A 22,613-nucleotide genomic window follows, 5' to 3' on the forward strand; every position below is an offset into this window, starting at 1 on the left:
ACGGCATCTTCGCACCATGCGATTGGGAAGCCATATGCGCTTGGCGACATTTCAGCCCCAGCACGGCGTTCATTGCGAGACGACCACCCTCCGCAACATGCTCCACCATGCCGGCGCCGGTATATCCGAAGCCATGCTGTTCGGCCTCGGCCAGGGGATCGACTTCCAATACCGTGACGCTCCGGATCCTGGTCGCGGCACGCCGATGCTCACCGGCCGGATCGAGCCGGCCCTGCTGTCCCGCAACGCCTGCGCGGCCCTGGGGGTGACCCTGCGCGAATCGCGCTCACCCGACCCCGAATCGGCTTCCGCCGCTGCGACGGAACTGCTGGCCGCGGGACACGTCGTGGGAGTGTCCGTCGACATCTTCCACCTCGACTACTTCTCGTCCCGCAGCCATTTCGCGTCGCACTACATCGCGGTGTACGGGCTCGACGACTGCCTCGCCCACGTCGTCGACACCGACCAGCAGGGAGGGGCACAGACCCTTCCGACGGAGTCGCTGCGCCGAGCCCGCGCTTCCGACGAAGGCTTCATGCCGTCGCCCCACCTGCACCTGTACGTCGAGAACCTGCCGGAGCGTCTGACCACGGACACCGACGCGGTCCTGCGCGAACAGATCTGGAACGCCATCCGGCTGACCGCGGAGCGGATGACCGAGGACCGCGGACCCCGATTCGGTCTGCGCGCCATGCGGCGGGCCGCTTCCGAGATCGCCGGATGGAGCGACACCCTCGCCTCCCCGGACGAGTCGGTGCCGGGTGTCGGACGCTTCTGGCGCTTCGCGGGAACCGGCGGAGCGAACTTCCGCACGCTCTACCGGGAGTTCCTGCTGGAGGCCCGGCAGCGGTACGACGACCCCGAACTCGACCCGTTCGTCGAGGACTTCGGCGATGTACAGCGGCAGTGGGACGAGGCGATCGACCTGCTGATGGCCTACCACGACGCGGACGACGGGCGACGGCGGCTGGAAGCCGTCGCGGCCCGGCTGCACGCGATCGCCGACGCCGAACAGGCCGCCTTCGAAAGGCTGCTCGTGTCGGCCGCCAAGCGGGCGGGTGAGCCGGCTTGACGATCACCCGGACGAGATCCGTCTGCCGTATGTGCCACGGCGGATGCGGCGCCATGGTCGAGCTCACGGACGGCGTCCCCACCGACATCCACGGGGACCCGGACAATCCCACGAGCGAAGGCTACTTCTGCATCAAGGGCAAGGCCTCACTCGACCTGCTGCGCAGCCCGGACCGGCTGACGACACCGCTGATGCGGACGGGCCCGCGCGGCTCGGGGACGTTCGAACCGGTCGGCTGGGAAGCCGCCCTCGACCGGATCGCCGGCGAGCTCGCCACGACCATCGGTCGGCACGGACCCGAGTCCGTCGTCCTCGGGCAGGGCACCGACCGCAACTACCAGGAATGGGTGTTCCGGCTCGCCAACGCGATCGGGACGCCGAACGTGGTCGGTCCGGCCCATGTGTGCTTCTACCCGCGGGTCATGGCGTCGATCATGACGTACGGCGCCTTCACCTTCTGCGACTACGAGGGCGATCCCGAAGTGGTCCTGCTCTGGGGCAGCAACAAGCCGAGCACCCACTCGGACGGCGTGATCGGCGTCAAGCTGCTACGAGCCGTCGACCGAGGCAGCCGCGTCATCACCGTCGATCCGCGACGGACGCAGACCGCCGCCCGCTCCAGCCTGCACCTGGCGATCCAGCCGGGCACCGACTGCGCACTGGCCCTTGGCATGATCAGGACCGTCATCGACGAGGGCTGGTACGACCACGACTTCGTCGCCGCGCACACCTCCGGGTTCGACGAACTCGCCGCCCACGTGAAGGCGTACGACATCGAGCGGGTCGCGCGGATCACCGGACTCGCCCCCGAGCTCATCCACGAAGCCACCCGCTCCTACGCTCTGGCCTCCCGGGCGTGCATCGAGGCCGGAACCGGTCTGTCGCAGAACGAGAACTCCTTCGACACCCACCGCGCCATCGCCATCCTCGCGGCGATCTGCGGGAACATCGACGCCCCCGGCGGCGACGTGATCTGGGAGCCGATGCCGATCGAGGGCCGGCGTGCCTTCCCCCGCTCGGACCTGCTCCCCGAGGAGCAGGCCAAGAAGCGGATCGGCGGCGACAAGCACAAGATCCTTTCGATGTCCGGCTGGGTCGCGCCGGGAGACCTGCACGAGACCATCGTGACCGGGTCGCCGTACCCGATCACCTCGATGCTGATCTTCGGCAGCAACATGCTGGCCTCACACGAGAACACCGAGCTCGTCCGCGAGGCGATGAGCAAGCTGGACCTGATCGTCGTGTGCGACCTGTTCATGACGCCGACCGCCCGCTACGCCGATGTCGTCCTGCCGACGTCGAGCTGGCTGGAGCGGGACCAGATCGTCGAGTTCAACTCCTACATCGCGGCCCGGCAGAAGATCGCCACGGTCGACGGCTGCCGCTCGGACGAGGAGATCATCCTCCAGCTCGCCGAACGGCTCGGCCTGGGCGAGCACTTCTTCCCCTCGCTGGAAGCCGCTCTCGACGCCAAGCTGGCCGGCATCGACCTCACCTGGGAACAGTTCACCAAGATCGGCTACATCCGGAACGAGAAGCGGTACCGCAAGTACCGCGACGGCGGATTCCGGACCCGGTCCGGACGCGTGAACCTCATGAACCACGGGCTGCGGGCCATGGGCTACGAGCCGTTCCCGGTCTACCGGCACCCGCCGGAGCCGGACCCGGCCCTGCCGTACGTGATGACCAGCGCCCATCCGCGCCAGTTCTACAACACCGAGTTCCACCAACTCCCGACCACCTCGCGCGGCCAGAGCACGGCGCGGGTGACCGTCCATCCGGACACCGCTGAGCGGGAAGGCCTGACAGACGGTGAAGAGGTGGACCTCTTCACGCGGGCCGGTGCGCGCGGGGTGCGCATGACGGTCAAGATCTCCGACTCCGTCGCACCGAACGTCGTGATGGCGGACGCCGGCTGGTGGTATCCGGGCGAGTCCTCGGTCGACGCCTCGCTCAGATCCTCGGTCAATCTCCTGACGGGCAACGACCGTTCCGACGTGCACATGGGGAGCGCGACGATGAGAGGTGTAGCAGTGGGAATACGGCGACTGGGGCCGGGCCGTGGCTAGCGCGCGGGGCACCGTCGCCGCCCGGGTGCCGGAGACCGACGAGGGCCTGCAGGGCGACGAACTGGCCCTCAAATACGACGAGATGCAGCGCCACATCCGGGACAACGGCTGGCTCCAGGAGAAGATCGACGACATCCTGGCCACCGAGATCACCACCGGCGAGGTCCTGGAGCTGGGATGCGGCCCGGGCTACCTCGGCCTGGAATGGCTCACCCAGGCCGAGGACTCCGCCCGGCTCGTCGGCCTCGACATCTCACCGGCGATGCTCCGGCGGGCGGGCATCAACGCAGGCGGCTACGGCGTCGCCGAGCGATGCGCCTACGAATGCGGCACCGTCCTGGCCCTGCCGTTCGAGGACGACCGCTTCGACCACGTCATCAGCGCGTCCTCACTGCACGAATGGGCCGATCCGGCGACCGCCCTGTCGGAGATGCACCGCGTGCTCAGGCCGGGCGGCCGGTACTGCGTCTCCGATCTGCGCAGGGACGTCGACCGGACGACGTTCCAGTTCATGAAGGCGAACATCGCGGCCGACATGCGCCCCGGCTTCCGCACCTCGATCCGGTCCGCGTACGTCAAGAGCGAGATCGAAGAGCTGCTGCGCGGCACCGCGCTCGACGCGGCCGTCGTGACGGAAGTGCAGATGGGGATCGTCATCACCGGCAGGAAGGAAGCGCCATGAACGCACTCGCGGGAAGTTCGCCGGCCATCACCGCCACGCGCGACGGGCGCTTCCCCGACCGCGCCGGCTTCGGCCGGGCCTGGGAGGAGATCCTCCGGACGTCGAGCGCCTGGCGGGACCTCGACTGCGGGCAGTACCTGTCGGCCTGGTGCGGATACGCGCCCGACCACGTCGTCGAGAGGTTCGCCGGGGTCAACCACGTCGGCATCTACATGGGCGACTACGACAACGACGACGAGGTGTTCGGCTGGAACGCCCACCTGAACGACCTCCGGACGTCCGGCGAGATCACCACCGTCGAGATGGGGCCGTCGTACATCTCGCCCCGGCAGTACGGCACGCCGGGATGGTGGAACTCGATCGCCCTCGCCGACGGACGGGTCATCGAGATGTTCGCCTGCCGCCGGTTCGGCCCCTGGGCGGACCGCCCGGCCGGCGAGCGGGGACGGCTCATGTCGCACGTCGCCATCGACGTGCACACCGACGCCGACGTCCGCTACCTCCTGGACGTCCTCGACCGGGACGTCGACCACCTCGAGAACATCGCGTTCACCGAGGCGGACGCTCTCGGCCACACCTACGGGCACCTGCGCAACAACGACAGCGGTTCCGTGCTCGAGATCGTTTACGAGGCGCCGCGCGGCGGAACGGGGCACGGCGATGGCGGTCATTGAGATCTCGCCGCACTCCGGCGAACACTGCGAATCCACCGCGCTGCTCAACATGCTCCGCAACCACGACATCGAGCTGAGCGAGCCGCTGATCTTCGGGCTGGGACAAGGGCTGTCGTTCCTGTACTGGCACTCGAAGCAGATGCCGAGCCCGTTCCTCGCCGGGCGGGTCAAACCCGACCACCTCATGCGCAACGTGGCGGACGCGCTCTCCCTGGAGCTGCGGGCGCAGGAGACGTCCTCACCGGCGAAGGCCGAGGCCACGCTGATCGAGGCTCTCGACGAGGGCGATGTGGTGGGCCTCAAGCTCGACCGCTACCACCTCGACTACGCGCGGGAGAACCACCACTTCGCCGCGCACTACGTCGCCTGCATCGGCTACGAGGACGACAGGTTCGTCGTCGTCGAGACCCGGTCGCTCGGCGTCCAGTCCACCTCGCGGGAGAGCATGGCCCGGGCCCGGTGCGCCAAGGGACCGATGTCCTCGCGCCACCTGTCGGTCCGGGTGGACCCGCGCGGCTACGACGAATCGATCCTCGCCAAGGCCTGCCGGACCTCGATCCTGGCCGCCGCACAGGACTTCCTGAGCCCGCCGATCACCAACATGGGATTCAAGGGGATCGCCAAGGCCGGCTCCCTGATGCGCGGGTGGCACGACAAGCTCGACCGTCCCGTCGAGGCGATGAGCGCCGTCGGCACCAGCATGGAGGAAGGCGGAACGGGCGGCGGACTCTTCCGGACGCTGTGGGCGCAGTTCCTGGAGGAGGCGCACGAGCTGACCGGCGTCGAGGCCTACGACGAGCTCGCCGTCGAGTACCGCCGCATCGCCAAGCGCTGGACGGACGTGGCGAACCTGCTGCGCGACGCCGACGACGCCGGTGCCCGGCGCTCACTCGACGACGCGGCCTCGATCGTCAGCAGCCTGGCGGCCGAGGAGCGTACGGCGATGGCGAGGCTGGAGGAGGCGTCCCGATGACCACGCTCGCCCGGCCGGCCGGCCACGACCCGCGCGGCAAACTCCGCGACACCCTCGTCTCCCGCGTCGACCTCGCGCGCAAGGTCGCCGAGGTCACCTCACTGGACCGGCAGGCACTCGACACCTGGGCCGCTCAGGCGCTCTCCGCGACCGTGGAGCACGCATGCCGCAACTCACCGTTCTACACCGACTTCGTCCCGGCCGAGGCCGCCCGAGCGGTCGCGCAGGGCCGTCCGCATGCCTTCGAGGCCCTTCCCTTCACGACGCGCGAACATCTCGCCGCCGCCTACCCGCTCGGCATGCTCGCCGTGCCCCGGCGTGAGGTGATCCGGTTCGACGAGAGTTCCGGTACCGGCAACGGGCGCCCCATCGCCGCGTTCTTCACGATGGCGGACTGGCTGGAGAACAACCTCACCGTCGCCGGGTTGCTGGCCGGCGTCCTGGACGAGCGGGACGTCGCGGCCATCGCCGTTCCGTACGAGCTGGCCGGGGTGGGCCAGGACCTCGACCGTGCGATCGAGATCCTCGGCTGCACCATCGTGCCGCTCGGCGCGGCCTCACCCTCCTGCACCCCGGACCGGATGGTCGACGCCCTGCTGCGGTCCGGCGCCACCACCCTGGTGTGCTCCGGGACGCGCGCCCTGTTCCTCGGCGAGACCGCCCGCCGCCGAGGCATCGACCCGCGGCGCGACCTCGCCGTCTCGAAGATCCTCATGGCGGGGGAGGGCGCGTCGCCGGCCAAGAAGCGGCGCCTGGCCGACCAGTGGGACGCCGTCGCGTACTCGATGTTCGGCATGACCGAGACCAACACACTGGCCATGTTCTGCCGCGAGCGCGAACTGCACCTGGTCGAGACACGGACGTTCTTCGAGGTGGTCGATCCGGGGTCCGGCGAGCGGCTGCCGGACGGCTCCGTCGGCGAACTGGCCGTGACGACGCTGGCGAGCCGGGCCATGCCCCTGCTGCGGTACCGCACCGGTGACATGTGCCGGATCGAGGCGGCGCCCTGCGCCTGCGGCTCCCCGCTGCGCCGGCTGCAGCACCGCGGCCGGATCGGCGACCGGATCCCGCTCGGGGAGCGCTGGACCTCCCAACTGGAGGTCGAGGACATCGTCCTGGGCGCCATGACCACCGAGCCGTACTACTTCGCCTTCGACATCGACGGCGATGCCCTGGAGATCGCCCTGCCGCCGACCGGCGCCGACGACGCGACCCGGAAATCGATCGAGGCCGCAGTCCGTGACCGCCTCGGAGCGGCCACCCGATTCCGCGTGCTGGACACCGAACGATTCGAGACGGCCCTGCGAACCTCGGCCAAACCGACGATGCGCAACTTCAGTGCCTACGGGGGAGGAGGGACTGCCGGTGAGGGTTGAACTGCCGCTTCCCACGCGCATTCCGATCGACGGGCGCTTCGAGATCGATGACACGTGCATCGACTGCAAGCTCTGCAACGACCTGGCGCCCGACAACTTCGACGCGGACCTCGACAACGACGTCCACTATGTGTGCAAACAGCCCGAGACATCCGACGAGCTCGAGCGGGTCCTCGACGCGTTCGAATCCTGCCCCACCGAATCGATCCGGTACTCAGCGGCACCCAGCGGGGAGTGATGGCGCAATGTCAAGCCTGGACGATCCAGTAGAAGCCGACATGTGCGCCGGCCGACGGCAGATGACCGCACTGGGACCGGTCGCCGAGAGCTACGACCAGCTGCACCGCATCGACCTGCTCGGCGAGGCGCGGGCCGCACGAGGGGTGCCGGAGGGCACGTACGACTCGACGGTGTGCGCCGTCCTCCAGGCGTCCGAGGTGTGTCTGCTCAACCTGGCACGGCTGGCGAACAGGACCCAGGCGTGTCTGCTGGCCGACGACATCCCGACCGCCTCCCGCTACGTCCAGTGGGCCGTCGGGTTCCACCGGTTGCTGCGCGGGCTCGGCACGGTGATGTGCGGCGCCCGCGGCATCTACGGAGCCGGCGTGTCCGCGGGGGCCACGGCCGTCAGCATCTCCGAGTCCGCCGGCTACGCGGCCTACGTCGACGCCCTCCGGGGACTGGAGGACGTCGCCAAGGGCTCGCTGCTGGCCGGCGCACCCGAGCTGACCCGCTCCACCATCGCCACCAGGAGCATCGACGACTCGCTGTACCGCGTGCTGCACGGAATCCGGGTCGGCTGCCACGACGCCACCAAGTGGGAGAGCGACCTCACCTCCGTACCCATCGGGGTCAGCCGGAGCACCGACGAGCTGATCTCCGCCGAGACACTGGCGCGCGCGGTCGCCGCGACCGAGCTGAACGCGGACACCCTGCACGGCGAGTTCGTCGCCCTCCACCAGGTCCCGGAGATCCTCTGCGCCGAGGCGAACGACCACCTCGAGGTCGCGATCCGGGCCGTCCGCGCATCGGCGCTGAGCCGGGCGGCCCAGCACCTGACGGCCTGCCGGGAGCTGCTCGATCCGGTGGTCGACGCACAGCGGGTGATGGCCGAACACCTGGCCACCGGGGAGTACCACGAGTTCCGGACCAATCTGGGACCCGCGAGCGGTACGCACTCGCTGTCGATCAAGCAGCACATGTTCCGGGATCTGTTCAAGCACATGTGGAACGATCTCGAAGCCTGGCTGAGCTCGCTCGGCGGGGCGTCGCTCGAGGAGACCGTCCGGGACATCGACGCGCGTCGCCACGACGATGCGGAGGCATGGCTGCGGCACACCGTGGTCGACCAGGCGTTCAAGCTGCACTCCGCCCACCAGCAGTGGCGTCACGAGCATCTGCACATGCCCCGCAACTGCCTGGGCAGCGGAGGCACCAAATCCATGATCGGCATCCCGGACGGGCCCCAGGCGGTCTACAAGATGCGGGACGCGGCCAACGCCCAGCACGCACTGGCCACCATCCACCGGGCACGCCGGACGCCCCTGACGAACGCCGTGCCGGACTCGCCCATGGCCAAGCTCATCACCGATCCCAGCTCCCTCGACTCCGAACTGATGCGGGTCGTGGGCGAGGCGACACGCGAGTACTTCCCCCAGGTGCAAGAGCAGAGCTACCAGCCGTTCCGGTCCGGTGCGGCCGAGCGGAACCCGTAGGAGCGCGGACGGTGACCACCACAGGATCCACAGCCTCTGACAGGCCCACCGACGAGACGGCCCTCCTGCCGGGCACCTCCGGCGGCGCCTGGCGAGGAAACGAGTACATCGCCAGCCTCAAGGACGAGCGGGAGGTCTGGAGCGAGGGACGCCGGGTCGACGTGACCGGCGACCCGGGCTTTTGGCCCATGCTGTCCACGCTGGCCGGTCTCTACGACGCCCAGCACCTGCCCGACCGCGCGGACGAGATGCTGCACCGCTCGGACACCTCCGGCAACCTGGTCAGCCTGTCGTACCTGGCGCCGGCCGGCCGGGACGACCTCGCCCGCAAGTGGGCCAACTCCCACCGGTGGGCAAAGGCCTCCTACGGCCAGCTCTCCCGGATACCCGACTTCATGTCGAACGTCGTGGTCGGCCTGTACGACTACCGGTTCCAACTGGCCGAGGTCGACCCCGAGTTCGGGCGCAACGCGGAGAACTACTACCACTACTGCCGCGAGAACGACCTCACGCTGACCCATGGCCTGGGCGACCCCCAGATCGACCGCTCCTCGACGCCCGCCGACCGGCCGGAACTGGGTCTCAGGGTGGTGCGGCGCGGATCCGACGGCATCGTCGTGCGGGGAGCCAAACAGATCGCCACCCTGGCGCCGTACGCGCACGAGGTGCTCATCTACCTCTCGCCCGCGAACTACCTGCGCGAAGACCCCAGCTACGTCTGCTGGTTCGCCGCTCCCCTGGCGACACCGGGCCTGCGCGTCCTGTGCCGCACGTCGTACGCCGAGGGCTCCGGCGGCCTGTCCGCACGCTACGACGAGCAGGACGCCATGCTCGTGTTCGACGACGTGTTCATCCCGATGGACCGGGTCTTCCTGCTGGACGACTCCCAGGCGGCCGTCCGCGGGTTCGGCGAGCTGAACAAGTGGTCGCTCTACACCGGCCAGGTGCGCTACTACCACCGGCTGCGCACCATGCTCGGGGTCGCGTCACTGCTGGCCCAGGCGATCGGCGTCGACAAGTTCCGGCAGGTCACGGACCTCCTCGGCGAGCTCACCTCGTACGTCGAGATCGTCCGGCTCGGCCTGGCCGCGATCGACGCCGAGTGCCGGCCCACCTCCTCGGGCCTGCTCGCCCCCGGCTCGACGGCAGCGCTCGACGCCGTCGCCGGCCGCTTCTCCACGCGGGGCTCGGAGATCATCCGGCAGATCGGCGCGTCGGGTCTGATCATGCAACCCTCGGAGGCCGATCTCGGGACCTCCGAGCTGCGCGCGGTGCTGGACACCTACATGTGCGGGCGGGAGACGAGCGTGGACGAGAAGTCCCGGATCTTCCGCCTCGCCGCCGATCTCGCCGTCGACCGCTTCGGGATGCGCCAGGAGCTCTACGAGACGTGGAACCGCGGCGATCCCGCCCGGGTCCGCTCGATGCTCTACGCCCGCTATCCCGACCTGCAGCGCTGCGAAACCCAGGCCCGCGACCTGGCCGAAGGGCGGAACGACACCACATGAGTCTCGACAGCATCCGGCTCGAAGGCGTCACGACCCACAACCTCAAGTCGGTCGACGTCTCCTTCCCCAAGGGGAAGCTGGTCGTCGCCGCGGGCGTCTCGGGATCGGGCAAGTCGTCCCTGGTCATCGACACCCTCTTCGAACACTCCAAGACGCTCTACCTGGGCGCCCTGTCCAGCAAGTCCCTCGACATGGGCGACGGCGACTACCAGTTCGACCGGATCGCGGGGACCCAGCCGCCGGTGGCCCTGCGCCAGCGCGACGGCGGCTACTCCAACCCCCGCTCGACCGTGGGGACCCTCACCGGCCTCGACGGGCTGTACCGGCTGTTGTTCGGCGCCGGGTCGCGGCCGGTGTGCCCGGCCTGTCTCGGCCCGACCGGTCCGGACCTGTTCTGCGACGACTGCGGCTGCTTCGCCGAACCGCACTCCGCGAAGCACTTCAGCCCCAATCGCAAGGAAGGCAAGTGCCTCCAGTGCGACGGCATCGGAGAACTCGTCGGCTTCTCACTGGACAAGATCATCCCGGACCGGTCGAAGACCCTCACCGAGATCTGGGACGGCGCCGACCCGGGGACGTTCGCCGTTCCCAACGTGCGCAAGGCCTTCGAGGCCATGGCCGCGGACATCGGCCTGGACCTCTCCCTGCCGTTCGAGAAGCTGAGCCCGGAGCAGACCGAGCGCGTGCTGCACGGCTCGGACACGATCTACACGCTCAAGATCCGCAAGGTCACCAACGACTTCCGCTTCGAGGGCATCCTGGGCTTCCTGGAGCGCGCGTACCGCAACGCGTCGTCGGCCGCCCGCAAGAACGCCTTCACCAACTACCTCGGACGGGAAACCTGCCCCGGGTGCGACGGAGGGCGGCTACGCCCCGAATCGCTCAGGGCGACGGTGGCCGGGCACACCTTCCACGACTTCCAGAGCGACGAACTGTCGCGTTCGATCACCCGGTTGCGCGACGGACTCGCGTCCGGTGCCGTGCCGGCGCAGGTGCGTGAACTCGCCTGCGCGATCGTCGAACAGAGCGCGAACATCGACGACGTCGGACTGGGACACCTGCAACTGCACCGGCCGGTCATCACCCTCTCCGGCGGTGAACTGCAACGGCTGCTGCTGGCGCAGCACCTGGCCAGCGACCTGACCGGCGTGATGTACGTCCTCGACGAACCGACCGCCGGTCTGCACGAGGCCGACACCGGGAAGATCCTCACCTCACTGCGACGGCTGCGCGATCTCGGGAACACGGTCATCGTCATCGAGCACGACGAGTCGGTGATCCGCGCCGCCGACTGGATCGTCGAACTGGGACCCGGGGCCGGCTCCCGCGGCGGCGAGATCGTCTTCGAGGGCCGCTTCGCCGACCTGCTGAACTCCGGTGACTCACCGACGGCGACCGCGATGCTGTCCGGCGGCCCGTCGCGGACGCGGGCCGAACTCGCCGACGCGTCCTGGCTCGAGGTGCGCGGCATCACGCGCAACAACGTGGTCGACCAGACCGCGACGTTCCCGCTCGGCGGGCTCACCTGCGTCTCCGGTGTGTCCGGCGCGGGCAAGAGCTCCCTGGTGGCCGGCATCCACGCATCGGTCTCCCGGGCCATCGCCCAGCGGTCGACGGGCGCGGCGGACGGGAACAGCGGCATCCGGGGAGCCGAAGCCCTCGACGACGTCATCTACGTCGAGCAGCGGCCGATCGGCCGCTCCAGCCGGAGCACGCTCGTCACCTACATCGGCATCAGCGACCACATCCGCGACGCCTTCGCCGGCAGCGCCGACGCGGTCGAACGCGGCCTGGGCCGAGGCGAGTTCAGCCCGAACGTCGCCGGCGGACGGTGCGAGTCCTGCAAGGGACTCGGGCTGGCCGAGATCGAGATGACCCTCTTCAAGAGCGAGTTCATCGTCTGCCCCGAGTGCGAGGGCCGACGGTTCCAGGAACACGTCCTCGAGGTGCGGCTGGGCGACAAGAACATCCACGACGTGCTGTCGATGACCGTCGAGGACGCTCTCGAGTGGTTCGACGCCACGAGCAGCCCCAAGGTCGTCCAAGCGCTCGGCGTGCTGCGCGAGTTCGGCCTCGGCTATCTGCAACTCGGCTGTTCGACGACCACGCTGTCCGGTGGCGAGGCGCAGCGGCTCAACCTGGCCGGCGAGCTGCTCAAGCAGCGTCGCAGCCGCACGCTGTTCATCTTCGACGAGCCGACGCGCGGCCTGCACGCCGCAGACATCCGCCACCTTCTGGCCCTCTTCGAGCGCCTGATCTCCACCGGCAACACCATCGTGGTCATCGAGCACGACCTGAAGGTGATCGCCATCGCCGACTGGGTGATCGACCTGGGACCCGGCGCCGGCCGCGAGGGGGGCCGGGTCGTGCACAGCGGGACACCGGAGGACCTCGCGGCCAACGCGGAGAGCGTGACCGGCCAGTTCGTACGCCGGCTGCGCGAGGAACCCGGCGCTGCGACGCCGGTGCCCGAACCCGCCGGACTCCTTCAGCCGAACGCGGGGCCGGACCTCGGGGTCATCGGCGAACTCCTCCCACGGGCCGTCACGGTGGTCGCCGGCACGGCACGGCAGTCCGAGCGGAACGGACCGACACCGTACGGCCTGGTGATCGGCTCCCTCACCGTCGTCTCCGACGAACTCGCCCTGATCGGCTTCCTGGTCCGCTCCGGCAGCACCAGCTGGAACGCCATCGCGGACACCGGCCGGTTCTGCGTCAACATCCTCGGCGAGGACCAGCACGAGGTGTCCGACGCCTTCTCGCAGGGCAGGCCGGACAGCCGCTTCGACGCCCTCGCGTGGACGCCGTCCGCCAACGGCTGCCCGAGGCTCTCCGGCGCCGTCGGCACCATCGACTGCAGCCTGAAGTCGACGTACCAAATCGGCGACCACGAGTTCGTCCTGGCCACGGTCGTCAGCGTCGACATGGCGGGCGGCGCGGACCGCCGCCCACTGCTCCGGGCCGAACGGGGCGACAGCGCTCTCGACGACTACGGGTGGCGCCGGTTCGCCCGGGAAGCGGAGGCCAGGTGACCACGACCACGTCCCTCGCGACGCACTACGAACAGTTCCTGGAACTGCTCACCCGAGACCCCCGCACCGCGGCGGACGGCCGCGACGGCCTGCGCGCGCGGTACGGCGAACGGGCCGACCCGTCGGGCGGATCACAGCCGGTCGTGCTGACCCGCGACGAGTGGATCCGCAACCAGATCGACCTGACGCTGGCACTGGGCCGGCTGCTGACCGAGGACGACGTCGTCGTCTCGGCCGTGCCGTACGAACTGTCGTTCACCGGTGCCGAGGTGGACCGCGTGATCGAGATGGTCGGCGCCTCGGTGATCAGTGTCGGGACGAGCGGGACCATCTGCCCGATGCCGCGGCTGCTCGGGCTGATCGAGCAGTACGAGGTGACGGCCCTGGTGTGCTCGCCGAGCTTCGCCGCGGAGCTCGCGGGTCTCGCGGTGTCCCTGGGCAAGCGGCCCGCGGACTCCACGATCCGGACGATCGTCTGCGTGGGGGAGGCCTGCTCCGCCGAGCGCCTCGACCGCATCGGCGCCGCCTGGGCGGCCAGGACCTCCGCCCTGTACGGGACGCCGTCGACACCGACGGTCGCCGTCGCCTGCGACCACGGCGCACTGCACCTGTGCGACCACCGGCTGCGGGCGGAGGTCCGCGGCGGCAGGCGCGGCGAGCTGATCCTGGACGGTTCACCGACCGGCGAGGTCGTCGAGCTGTGGCCGGCGGACCGCCGCTGCGACTGCGGTTCCCCGAGCCGGGTCCTGGTGCCGCTCGGCAGCGTGGAGTGGGCGATACGCGGACCGGACGGGCTGGTCTCGGCGGTGGACGTGGAGCGGATCGTGTTCGGCCACAGGAGACTCGCACCGCACTTCGCCTGCGCCGTCCGGGACGGCACCTTCCATGTGACCTGCGCCGTGGCCGACTCCGACGCGGTGGACACGGGCGCGATGCGGCGCGCGATCCGCGGCGGCATCGACGAGGCGCTCGGCGTCGAGGCCGAGGTCACGATCGTCGGCGCGCAGGACTGGAGTACCGCCCCGTCATGACCCGCACCCCGCCGCGGCGCGCGGGCGCCGCGGCCCATCCACCCGGTGGCATCTCGAGGAGACAAGACGCATGAGGGTAGCGGTAGTACAGACCCAGTGGGTCGACGACCCCGAAGACGGCCTGCGCAACGCCTACCAGGCGATCGAGGACGTCTGCGGCGCCGGCGACATCGACCTGGTGTGCTTTCCCGAGTTCCTGCTCGGCCCGCCGTGGTACATGCCCGGGCAGGACGGGCTGAAGGGACGCACCGACACCCCGATACCGGGGCCGATCGTCGACGGCTTCCAGTCCCTGGCCCGCAAGCTCAACACGCACATCCTGCTGGGGTCGCTCGTCGAGGACCTCCAGGACGGCATGTACCGGAACACGTCCCTGCTGATCGGCCGGCAGGGCGTCATCACCGGACGCGCCGTCAAGGCACACCCGTTCGGCAACGAGATGGTGGTGTGCCGACAGACGGACGCACTCGGCGTGCTGTCGACCGAGTTCGGGCAGATCGGCATCGCCGTGTGCTCGGACTTCTGGATCCCCGAGGTCGTCCGGCTGCTGGCGCTCGCCGGCGCACGAACAATCTTCGTACCGGGCGGGACACTGGGCCAGAACCAGCCGCTCATGGTGAACGCCCTGCGCACGGCGGCGTACCTGAACGACGTCACCATCGTCTACGCGAGCTCGGTCGGAGTCGTCCGCGGAAAACGCGGCGACCGGCTCGTGGAGATCCACTTCGCCGGCACCAGCCTGGTCGCCAGCCCCGAGGGCGTGCTCGCGCAGGCCGGCAGCGACGAGCCGGAGACCCTCGTCGTCGACATCGACGAGCCCGCGGACGGCGACGGCCGCCGCTGGCAGCAGCTCCGCAGGCCCGACGCCTACCGGGCGCTGCTCACCCCGTACGCCGGAGCGGACCGGGACCTCGCCGCCGAACTGCGGGCCAGCCTGACCGGCGGCGGCGGCCCGGACCGTGGCCGGCCCCCCGCCGCGACCAGCACACATGAGGGGACTCGTTCGTGACCATCTTCGTAGCGCAGCATGCCCGCCGGGCGACCCCTGAGGCGACGGCCTCCGCCGTACTCGACGATCTCGAGCGCCAGGTGAGCGACGAGGCGTCGTTCGTCGTCCTCCCCGAGAACGCGTTCACCACGGGCGGCGGCGTCCAGGCGCTGCCCCGGCCCCTGCGCGAACAGTGCCTGGACCGGCTGACGGCCCTGGCGCGGACCCGCGGTACCTATGTCCTCACCGGCTCGTGGGCGGAGACCCGGCCGGGCGGCGGGCTGACGCAGGTGACCAGGCTGCTGGACCCGAGCGGCTCGGAGTGCGCCCGGGTGGAGCGTCCCGTCCTGCCCGACGGGACGACCGGCACCGGCGACGACTTCCCCGTCGCCGAGACGCCGTTCGGCCACGTCGGGGTGCTCCTCGGCCCCGACTTCTGGCTGGTCGAACCGCCGCGCATCGAATGCCTGGCCGGTGCGGAGCTGCTGCTGGTGGCCGGGTCCCTCGACGGCAGGCAGCAGGCGTCGCAGCGCGCCGCCGTGTGGGGCATCGCGACCCTCAACACGGTCGCCGTCGCCTTCGCCGGTTCGCTGAGCGAACGCTGCGGCGGGGGCAGTGCCGTGGCGGCGCCCGAGGGCTTCGTCGCCGAGGCGGGCACCGACGAGGGTGTCATCGAGGCGCCCTGGGACGTCGAGAGGATCCGGCACCTGCGCGAACCCGACCTGCGCTTCCAGCAGACCCTCTGGTTCGGACTGTGGGCGCGCCGGACGGAGCTGTACACGGACCTGACGGCGCAGGTGAGTTGAGATGCGCGACACCGGTGCCTCCGCCTCCGACGTCCGAGGGCGGATCGCCACGGAGATGGCGGACGACGTGCCCTGGAACAGGGTGCTCAACTCCATCTGCACCGAACCCCATCCGCTGGGTGTCGAGATGGCCTCCGCCGCGGCACACACCAACCTCGGCGACGTGCGCATCTTCCGCGGCACCAAGCGGATCGAGCGCAAGGTCGTCGAGCTGCTGCTCGACCTGATGGGCAACCCCGGCGGGTCGGGAAGTCTGGTGTCCGGTGGCACCGAGGCGAACCTGATCGCGATGCTGGTGGCCCGCGAGTCGGCACGCGCCCGGGGACGGCTGACCGACCGGCCCGAAGTCGTCGTCAGCAGCACCGTCCACTTCTCCTTCACCAAGGTCTTCGGCCTGCTGGGGCTCACCCCGGTGGTCGTGCCGGTAGACGACTCCCTGCGGTTGCCGGCCGGCGAGGTGGCCCGGCGCATCGGCGAGCACACCGTCGCGGTCGTCGCGACCGCGGGCAGCAGCGAGTTCGGTGTGGTCGACGCGGTCGACGAGATCGGACCCGTGGTGGCGGGACGCGGCGTGCACCTGCACGTGGACGCGGCCACCGGCGGCTTCATCATTCCCTTCGCCCGTGAACTCGGCCACGACCTGCCCCGGTTCGACTTCACCGTGGACGGCGTCGACTCGATCACCATCGACCCGCACAAGTACGGACTGGCCAACGTCCCGGCCGGGGCGATCCTGTTCCGCGGCGCCCAGGACGCCGGACGTTTCGCCGTCGACTCGTTCTTCATCGACACACCGGTGCACAACACCCTGCTCGGCACCCGGCCGGGCGCCGCCGCGGTGTCGACCTACGCGGTGCTGGAGCACCTCGGGCGGGACGGCTTCCGCGACCTCACCCGGACCAACTTCGAGGTGACGAAGTACCTGGTGGACGGATTGCGCGCCGCCGGGCACGAGTTGTTCGCCGAACCGCAGCTGAACATCGTCGTGGTCAAGATGCCGCACGCGGTCCGCATCTCGCAGCTGCTGGAGTCGAAGGGCTGGATCGTCTCCACGTCGAAGCGATTCGGCGAGACCCTGCGGCTGGTGGTCACCCGGCACGTGACACCCGCGATGGTGGACGAGTTCCTTCCGGCGCTGGAAGCAGCGTGCAAGGACGTCACGGCCGAGGCGGCACCGCGATGAGCCTCTTCCGTGGCGCCCGCACCCGGCTCGCCGCCCTGCAACTGCGGATCGAGCCCGGACAGCGGGACGAGAACCTGGCGCGAGCCGCCAAGCTGCTGTCCACCGCACGAGAACGCGAGGCCGACCTGGCGTGCCTGCCGGCGACGTTCGCCACCGGCCTGAACTTCCCGACGCTGCGCACCGACGCGACCGCCGAGGACGGCCCGGTCGTCGAGTTCCTCGCCGAGCAGGCCCGCACCCTCGGCATGCACATCGCCGCGGGCGTGCTCCTGTCCGCCGGGCGGGACGTCTTCGACGCGGCCGTGCTCATCGGCCCCGGCGGCGACCCGCTCGGCTGGTACCACCGCGCCTGCGTGTGGGCGGGCGAGTCCGAGTACATCTCCACCGGCTCGCCCGGCGAGGTCATCGACACACCCGTCGGGCGGATCGGCCTCCAGGTGAGCTACGACCTGCGCTTCCCGGAGGCGAGCCGGCAGTACCTCGCCCAGGACGCCGACCTCATTGTCTGCGTGGCCAACCTCTTCGGGCCGTTCTCGCACCCGCTGCGCTCCCTGTGCCGCGCCCGGGCCGCCGACAACGAGTGCGCACTGGTCTTCGCCAGCGGGGTGGGGGAGAACCGCTTCGCGAACATGACCTACGTCGGCCGAAGCATGATCGTCGACGGTCTTGTGCAGGACGCCCGCGAGGACCAGGACGCCGACGTCCTCGCCGAGGCCGACCCGGGCAGCCGGGAATCCGTGATCCACGCGGACGTGCACTGGCGGCAGCGGCGCAAGGTCCGCGCAGGCCTGCCGTTCCACGACGACCTGCGCTCGACCTGGACCACGAACCACGGGGGGCCCGCCTGATGAGGGCAACACGTATGCAGCCGGAGTCCGGCTGGCTCGGCGACGTGCTCGGGCTGGTCGTGATGGACATGCGGCAGTTCTTCGACAACCGCCTGTTCGCGGTGTCGACGCTGCTGACGTCGGTGTCGATGGTGCTGGCCTTCGGGGCAGCGACCGACCAGATGGTGAGCCCGGCGCCGACGGCCGCCAACTACTTCGGCTTCGTCTTCCCCGGCATCATCGGCGCCGGCATCATGTTCAGCTGCACCTACACCGTCGGCTACACGGTCATCATCGACCGCAACCGCCGCACGATCGAGGACCTGATCCTCTCGCCCCTGTCGTACTCCGGGTTCCTGCTCGCCCGGATCGTCGGGGTCGTGCTCAAGTGCCTGTTCCAGTTCGTGCTGGTGCTCCTGCTCGGCGTCGGGGTCTTCGACGCCCGCATCGAGTCGGTGCCGCTGTTCGTCCTGGGCTTCTTCACCGCCTGCACGGCCTTCGCCGGACTCGGGATCCTCATCGCGACGTACACCAACGAGATCTCGTTCCCGGCCGTCGTGAACATCATCGTCATCCCGCTCATGTACTTCGCCGGGATCTTCTTCCCCCTCGAAAACCTCGGGACGCTCGGCGACGTCTTCGCCAGGCTCCCCCTCTCCGTGCACGTCGACATCTTCCGCGCCGCCACCTCACCCGACGTCTCGGCCACCGGAGCATCGGTGCTGGCGGTGGCCTACTCGTTCCTGGCTCTTGGCATCGCCGCATGGGCCTTCCGCAGGAGGATCGGCCATGGCTGACACCACGAGCACCGCAGCGCCGGTCCTGTCGGTCTCCCGGCTCGACCACCGCGTGAGCCCCGACTTCGCCCTGCGCTCCCTCACCTTCTCGGTGAACGCCGGCGAGGGCGTGGCCATCATCGGCACCAACGGCGCCGGCAAGACCACGCTGATCCGGCTCGTCGCCGGGCTGCTGCGCCCGTCGGGCGGCGAGGTGCGCATCTGCGGCACCCCGCCCCGCCGCTGGGGGCAGGTCGGCCGCCACATCGGCTACGTCCAGCAGGCCAAGGACCTCCCGGACGGCGTCAGCGTGGAGACGTACGTCAAGCACCAGCTCAAGCTCCGGCGGGCCGACCCCGGCCGGTACGAGGAGCTGATCGCCCTGGCCGACCTGGAGCGCTACCGCCACCAGTACGTGCGCAGCCTCTCCGGCGGCAGCCAGCGCAAGCTGCACGTCATCTGCGCCGTGGCGCACCGCCCCGACCTGCTGATCCTCGACGAGCCGACCACGGGCCTGGACCCGACGGCACGCGAGACGCTCCTGGAGATGCTGGGGAGCCTGAAGAAGGACGGCGTCGGCGTGCTGTTCGCCAGCCATCACCGCGACGAACTTCTCGCGCTGGCCGACTCGGTCGTGGTGCTCCACCAGGGCCGCCAGATCAAGGACGCCTCGCTCGACGCCGTCACCCGGTGGGGCGAGCGCTCCAGCCTGATCCTGGAGGCCTTCACCGAATCCCACCTCGAGCGGCTCCAGGACTGGGCCGGGCAGGAGGCGCGGGCCGGCGGCCCGATCCGGTCCGTACGCACCGCCGACCAGGGCGTGCGGCTCGACCTGTCCGACGGTGACCACCAAGGCACTCTGGCCGAGGTGGTCGCCCGAGCCCACGCCGCCGGCCTCGCCCTGCGCTCCGCGTCCTACTTCCAGCCCACTCTGGCGGACGTCGTCCGTTCCATCGTCGACCAAGTCGAACCGGAGGACATCGCATGAGCATCACCACCACGACCACGAGCATGCCGTTCTGGAAGGAGTACCCGGAGCGCGACAGCGAGTGGGTGCGGCAGTACCCCACCAAGCACGTGCCGGTGAACGAGGAGGAGGTGTTCACGCGCAAGCCCATGGGCGTGTACGTCCACATCCCCTTCTGCAACCGGCTCTGCTTCAGCTGCCCGTACATCAAGCACCAGACCGACCGGGACCTGACCCGCACCTATCTGGACGCGCTGAAGACGGAGATCACCAACTACGCCGAGCGGCCCTACATCCAGGACCACGTCATCACCCTCGGCTACATCGGCGGCGGAACGCCGACCGCGCTCACCGCCCCGCAGCTCGACGACCTGCTGGGTCACATGTTCAGCAGCTTCAACGTCGAGGAGGGCGCGGACTTCTCCATCGAGACCACCCCGGTCGACATCAGCGAGCGCAAGGCCACCGTCCTGCTGGAACGCGGCATACGGCGCATCAGCCTCGGCGTGCAGACGTTCGTGCCGGAGGAACTGAAGAACATCGGCCGCCCGAACGACCCGGAGATGCTCAAGGAGAGTATCCGGCTGCTGCGCCGGTGCGGATTCGAGAACATCAACATCGACCTGATGCACGGCATCAACGGGCAGACGATGGAGAGCTGGGAGCACAGCCTCGACGTCGCCATCGAACTCGGGGTCACCTGCATCTCGTTCTACACGTACATGGAGTTCGCGCAGATCTCCACCAAGCGCAGGAAGCTGCCGCCGGTCCCGGAGAAGGCCGTGGTCGACGACATGTTCCTGTTCGCCGCCGAGAAGCTCTCCAAGAACGGCTTCCTGGGCTACTACGGCGACTGCTTCGCCAAGCCCGGCTTCCAGCCCAAGTACGGCGAGACGTCGTGGAGCGAGGACATCCCCATCATCCCGCTCGGCCCCACCGCCACCGGGCACCTGCGCGACCACTGGTACTTCAACGAACCCGACATCGGCCGCTACATCCAGACAGTGATGGAGGGCCGGCTTCCGATCTCCATGGGCAAGCACATCACGAAGTCGGAGTCGATCCGGCGGTCGATGGTGCTGGGCGTCAAGGCCGGACGGGTCAACCGGGAGCGGTTCCGCCGGATCCACGGCGTCGACTTCATGGAGATGTTCCGCGCCGAGATCGACGACCTGATCGAGAAGGAACTCATCACCGCCGACGAGAACGGCATCGAGGTGACCGGCCCCAAGGGCTGGTACTACCTGGACAACATCTCCAAGGCGTTCTACTCGCCGGAGTTCCGGCGCTACCCGCAGCACCTGGGAGCGGACATCTCCAACTTCATCTCCAGCCAGCCGATCCCCCTGCAGATCACCACGCGGCCCAAGGACGAGGAGGCCGGCTGTGACCACCACTGAGGCCCGACTGCTGAACCTGACCGACCGAGTGCCGCAGCCGTCCCCGCATGACGACATCGACAAGGTCCGCTTCTACGACCTCGGCATGCGCCGCTCCGCGCTGATGGCGTACAAGCGGCCGAGCGACCGCATCATGGCCCACGTCCGCGACGGGATGACCGACCTCGTCGAAGTCGGCTTCAACACCGGCCTGCTCTCCCTCCACGTGGCCGGCAAACTGCCGGACCTGGCCGTGTCCGGGGTGGAGGAGAACCAGAACCTGGTCGACGTCGCCGAGGACAACCTGACGCTGGCCGTCTGGGCCAACAGCGCCGGCGACGTGGAGTTCGAGATGGCCAAGCTGAACCGGCTGCCCTTCCCGGACGACTCCGCCGACATCGTGTTCTCGTTCTCCTCGCTGCACCGCTGGCGCCGGCCGGTCGAGACGCTGAAGGAGTGCGCCCGGATCTGCAAGCCCGACGGTGTCGTGATCATCGAGGACATGAACCGGCACGCCGAGGAGGGACACATCACCTTCATCCTGCAGTTCGTGAAGGAGGGCGGCGACGAGTTCATGCGCTCCCTGCAGGCCGCCTACACCCGCAACGAGGCGGCCGAGCTGCTCAAGGAGGCCGGCCTGACGGACTGGCAGGTCGTCGAGGAGGACCTCGGCCTGGTCATCTCCTCGCGTCCCCTCGAACCGGTGAGCACCTGATGCCCGGGACGAAGATCGCCGTCGTCCAGATGGAGTCCAAGCTCGGCAAGCCGACGCAGAACCTGCGCCGCGCCGAGCACTACATCGGTGAGGCCGTCGCGCAGGGAGCGGACCTGATCTGCCTGCCCGAGGCGTTCTCCACCTCCGGCAACATCCTGGAGGTCGCGGACGTGTCGGTGACCATACCGGGGCCGGAGACCGACTTCCTGCGCGAGCAGGCCGAGCAGGCCGGCGTGCACATCGTGGCCGGCCTGCTGGAGCGCGGCGACGACGGCAAGTACTACAGCACATCGGTGCTGTGCGGCCCCGAGGGGACCCTGCTCGGCCACTACCGGCGCGTGCACTGCCACGAACTGGAGGCCCGCTACCTCAGCGGAGGGTCCGAGTACCCCGTCTTCGACGTCGAGTTCGGGCGGATCGGCCTGATGCAGGGCTACGACATCAACTTCCCCGAGGTCGCGCGCGAGTACTGCCGCCGCGGGGTCGACATCATCGTGTGCTCCGCGCTGGTACCCGAGATGTTCGCCTACGTGGCGAACATGCGCCTGCCGGTCAGGGCCGTGGACGCCGAGTGCATCGTCGCGTTCGCGTCCGGCATCGGCAACAACCTGTACGCCGGATTCGGCTACATGGGGCGCAGCCAGGTCCTGGCGGACCCGCTGTTCCTGGAAGCCGAACGCTTCGACTTCGTCGACGGCGACGAACGGATGGTGGACCTCGGCAAGGAGCCCGGCGTCGGCGTCGTCGAGGTCGACCTGGACCGTATGCGCCGCTACCGCACCAAAGCCACCCTGAGCGGCGACCTGCAGCCGGCGACGTACTGGCAGACCTGACGAGAGT

At 69.5% G+C, this 22,613-nt stretch carries 20 protein-coding genes; all 20 read left to right on the top strand.

Annotation, left to right across the window (positions count from 1 at the left end):
- The first annotated feature begins 34 nt into the window (after nucleotides 1–34).
- On the top strand, nucleotides 35–1,072 hold the full coding sequence (locus HDC93_RS32855; RefSeq protein ID WP_185014480.1) for a BtrH N-terminal domain-containing protein: 1,038 nt from the start codon (nucleotides 35–37) through the stop codon (nucleotides 1,070–1,072).
- Nucleotides 1,069–3,141 carry a molybdopterin-dependent oxidoreductase gene (locus tag HDC93_RS32860; protein ID WP_260419891.1) on the top strand — a complete coding sequence of 691 codons (2,073 nt, stop codon included), beginning with the start codon at nucleotides 1,069–1,071 and terminating at the stop codon, nucleotides 3,139–3,141. The genes HDC93_RS32855 and HDC93_RS32860 overlap by 4 nt, the downstream gene beginning before the upstream one ends.
- Nucleotides 3,134–3,823 (top strand): class I SAM-dependent methyltransferase, encoded by a 690-nt coding sequence (locus HDC93_RS32865; protein WP_185014481.1) that lies wholly within the window; start codon nucleotides 3,134–3,136, stop codon nucleotides 3,821–3,823. The genes HDC93_RS32860 and HDC93_RS32865 overlap by 8 nt, the downstream gene beginning before the upstream one ends.
- Nucleotides 3,820–4,497 (top strand): hypothetical protein, encoded by a 678-nt coding sequence (locus tag HDC93_RS32870; protein ID WP_185014482.1) that lies wholly within the window; start codon nucleotides 3,820–3,822, stop codon nucleotides 4,495–4,497. Before HDC93_RS32865 ends, HDC93_RS32870 begins: the two co-directional genes overlap by 4 nt.
- Nucleotides 4,484–5,470, top strand: coding sequence for a BtrH N-terminal domain-containing protein (locus HDC93_RS32875; RefSeq protein ID WP_185014483.1), 987 nt, complete (start codon nucleotides 4,484–4,486; stop codon nucleotides 5,468–5,470). Before HDC93_RS32870 ends, HDC93_RS32875 begins: the two co-directional genes overlap by 14 nt.
- Nucleotides 5,467–6,846 carry a phenylacetate--CoA ligase family protein gene (locus HDC93_RS32880; RefSeq protein ID WP_185014484.1) on the top strand — a complete coding sequence of 460 codons (1,380 nt, stop codon included), beginning with the start codon at nucleotides 5,467–5,469 and terminating at the stop codon, nucleotides 6,844–6,846. Before HDC93_RS32875 ends, HDC93_RS32880 begins: the two co-directional genes overlap by 4 nt.
- The gene (locus tag HDC93_RS32885; RefSeq protein WP_031107838.1) at nucleotides 6,836–7,084 is read left to right on the top strand and encodes a ferredoxin; all 249 of its coding nucleotides are present in this window, start codon (nucleotides 6,836–6,838) and stop codon (nucleotides 7,082–7,084) included. The genes HDC93_RS32880 and HDC93_RS32885 overlap by 11 nt, the downstream gene beginning before the upstream one ends.
- A 7-nt stretch (nucleotides 7,085–7,091) precedes the next feature.
- Nucleotides 7,092–8,561, top strand: coding sequence for a hypothetical protein (locus tag HDC93_RS32890; RefSeq protein WP_185014485.1), 1,470 nt, complete (start codon nucleotides 7,092–7,094; stop codon nucleotides 8,559–8,561).
- An 11-nt stretch (nucleotides 8,562–8,572) separates the two neighbouring features.
- Nucleotides 8,573–10,069 (top strand): 4-hydroxyphenylacetate 3-hydroxylase N-terminal domain-containing protein, encoded by a 1,497-nt coding sequence (locus HDC93_RS32895; RefSeq protein ID WP_185014486.1) that lies wholly within the window; start codon nucleotides 8,573–8,575, stop codon nucleotides 10,067–10,069.
- Nucleotides 10,066–13,101 carry a flavin reductase gene (locus HDC93_RS32900; RefSeq protein ID WP_185014487.1) on the top strand — a complete coding sequence of 1,012 codons (3,036 nt, stop codon included), beginning with the start codon at nucleotides 10,066–10,068 and terminating at the stop codon, nucleotides 13,099–13,101. The genes HDC93_RS32895 and HDC93_RS32900 overlap by 4 nt, the downstream gene beginning before the upstream one ends.
- On the top strand, nucleotides 13,098–14,132 hold the full coding sequence (locus HDC93_RS32905; protein ID WP_185014488.1) for an AMP-binding protein: 1,035 nt from the start codon (nucleotides 13,098–13,100) through the stop codon (nucleotides 14,130–14,132). The genes HDC93_RS32900 and HDC93_RS32905 overlap by 4 nt, the downstream gene beginning before the upstream one ends.
- 70 nt (nucleotides 14,133–14,202) lie before the next feature.
- Nucleotides 14,203–15,141: a carbon-nitrogen hydrolase family protein gene (locus HDC93_RS32910; RefSeq protein ID WP_185014489.1), complete on the top strand. Its 939-nt coding sequence runs from the start codon at nucleotides 14,203–14,205 to the stop codon at nucleotides 15,139–15,141.
- On the top strand, nucleotides 15,138–15,926 hold the full coding sequence (locus tag HDC93_RS32915) for a carbon-nitrogen hydrolase family protein (protein WP_185014490.1): 789 nt from the start codon (nucleotides 15,138–15,140) through the stop codon (nucleotides 15,924–15,926). The genes HDC93_RS32910 and HDC93_RS32915 overlap by 4 nt, the downstream gene beginning before the upstream one ends.
- Nucleotide 15,927: 1 nt before the next feature.
- Complete coding sequence (gene mfnA / locus HDC93_RS32920; RefSeq protein ID WP_185014491.1) at nucleotides 15,928–17,109, top strand: tyrosine decarboxylase MfnA; 1,182 nt, start codon at nucleotides 15,928–15,930, stop codon at nucleotides 17,107–17,109.
- Nucleotides 17,106–17,957 (top strand): carbon-nitrogen hydrolase family protein, encoded by an 852-nt coding sequence (locus HDC93_RS32925; protein ID WP_185014492.1) that lies wholly within the window; start codon nucleotides 17,106–17,108, stop codon nucleotides 17,955–17,957. Before mfnA ends, HDC93_RS32925 begins: the two co-directional genes overlap by 4 nt.
- A gap of 14 nt (nucleotides 17,958–17,971) precedes the next feature.
- Nucleotides 17,972–18,733 carry an ABC transporter permease gene (locus HDC93_RS32930; protein WP_185014493.1) on the top strand — a complete coding sequence of 254 codons (762 nt, stop codon included), beginning with the start codon at nucleotides 17,972–17,974 and terminating at the stop codon, nucleotides 18,731–18,733.
- A complete protein-coding gene (locus HDC93_RS32935; RefSeq protein WP_185014494.1) occupies nucleotides 18,726–19,700 on the top strand; it encodes an ABC transporter ATP-binding protein in 975 nt (324 codons plus the stop codon). The genes HDC93_RS32930 and HDC93_RS32935 overlap by 8 nt, the downstream gene beginning before the upstream one ends.
- Entirely contained in the window at nucleotides 19,697–21,079 is a 1,383-nt protein-coding gene (locus HDC93_RS32940; protein WP_185014495.1) for a coproporphyrinogen-III oxidase family protein, read from the top strand. Before HDC93_RS32935 ends, HDC93_RS32940 begins: the two co-directional genes overlap by 4 nt.
- Entirely contained in the window at nucleotides 21,066–21,773 is a 708-nt protein-coding gene (locus tag HDC93_RS32945) for a class I SAM-dependent methyltransferase (protein ID WP_185014496.1), read from the top strand. Before HDC93_RS32940 ends, HDC93_RS32945 begins: the two co-directional genes overlap by 14 nt.
- The gene (locus HDC93_RS32950) at nucleotides 21,773–22,606 is read left to right on the top strand and encodes a carbon-nitrogen hydrolase family protein (RefSeq protein ID WP_185014497.1); all 834 of its coding nucleotides are present in this window, start codon (nucleotides 21,773–21,775) and stop codon (nucleotides 22,604–22,606) included. The genes HDC93_RS32945 and HDC93_RS32950 overlap by 1 nt, the downstream gene beginning before the upstream one ends.
- Nucleotides 22,607–22,613: the final 7 nt, after the last annotated feature.

Source organism: Streptomyces sp. AK010 (genome assembly GCF_014207295.1).
GTDB lineage: Bacteria > Actinomycetota > Actinomycetes > Streptomycetales > Streptomycetaceae > Streptomyces > Streptomyces massasporeus.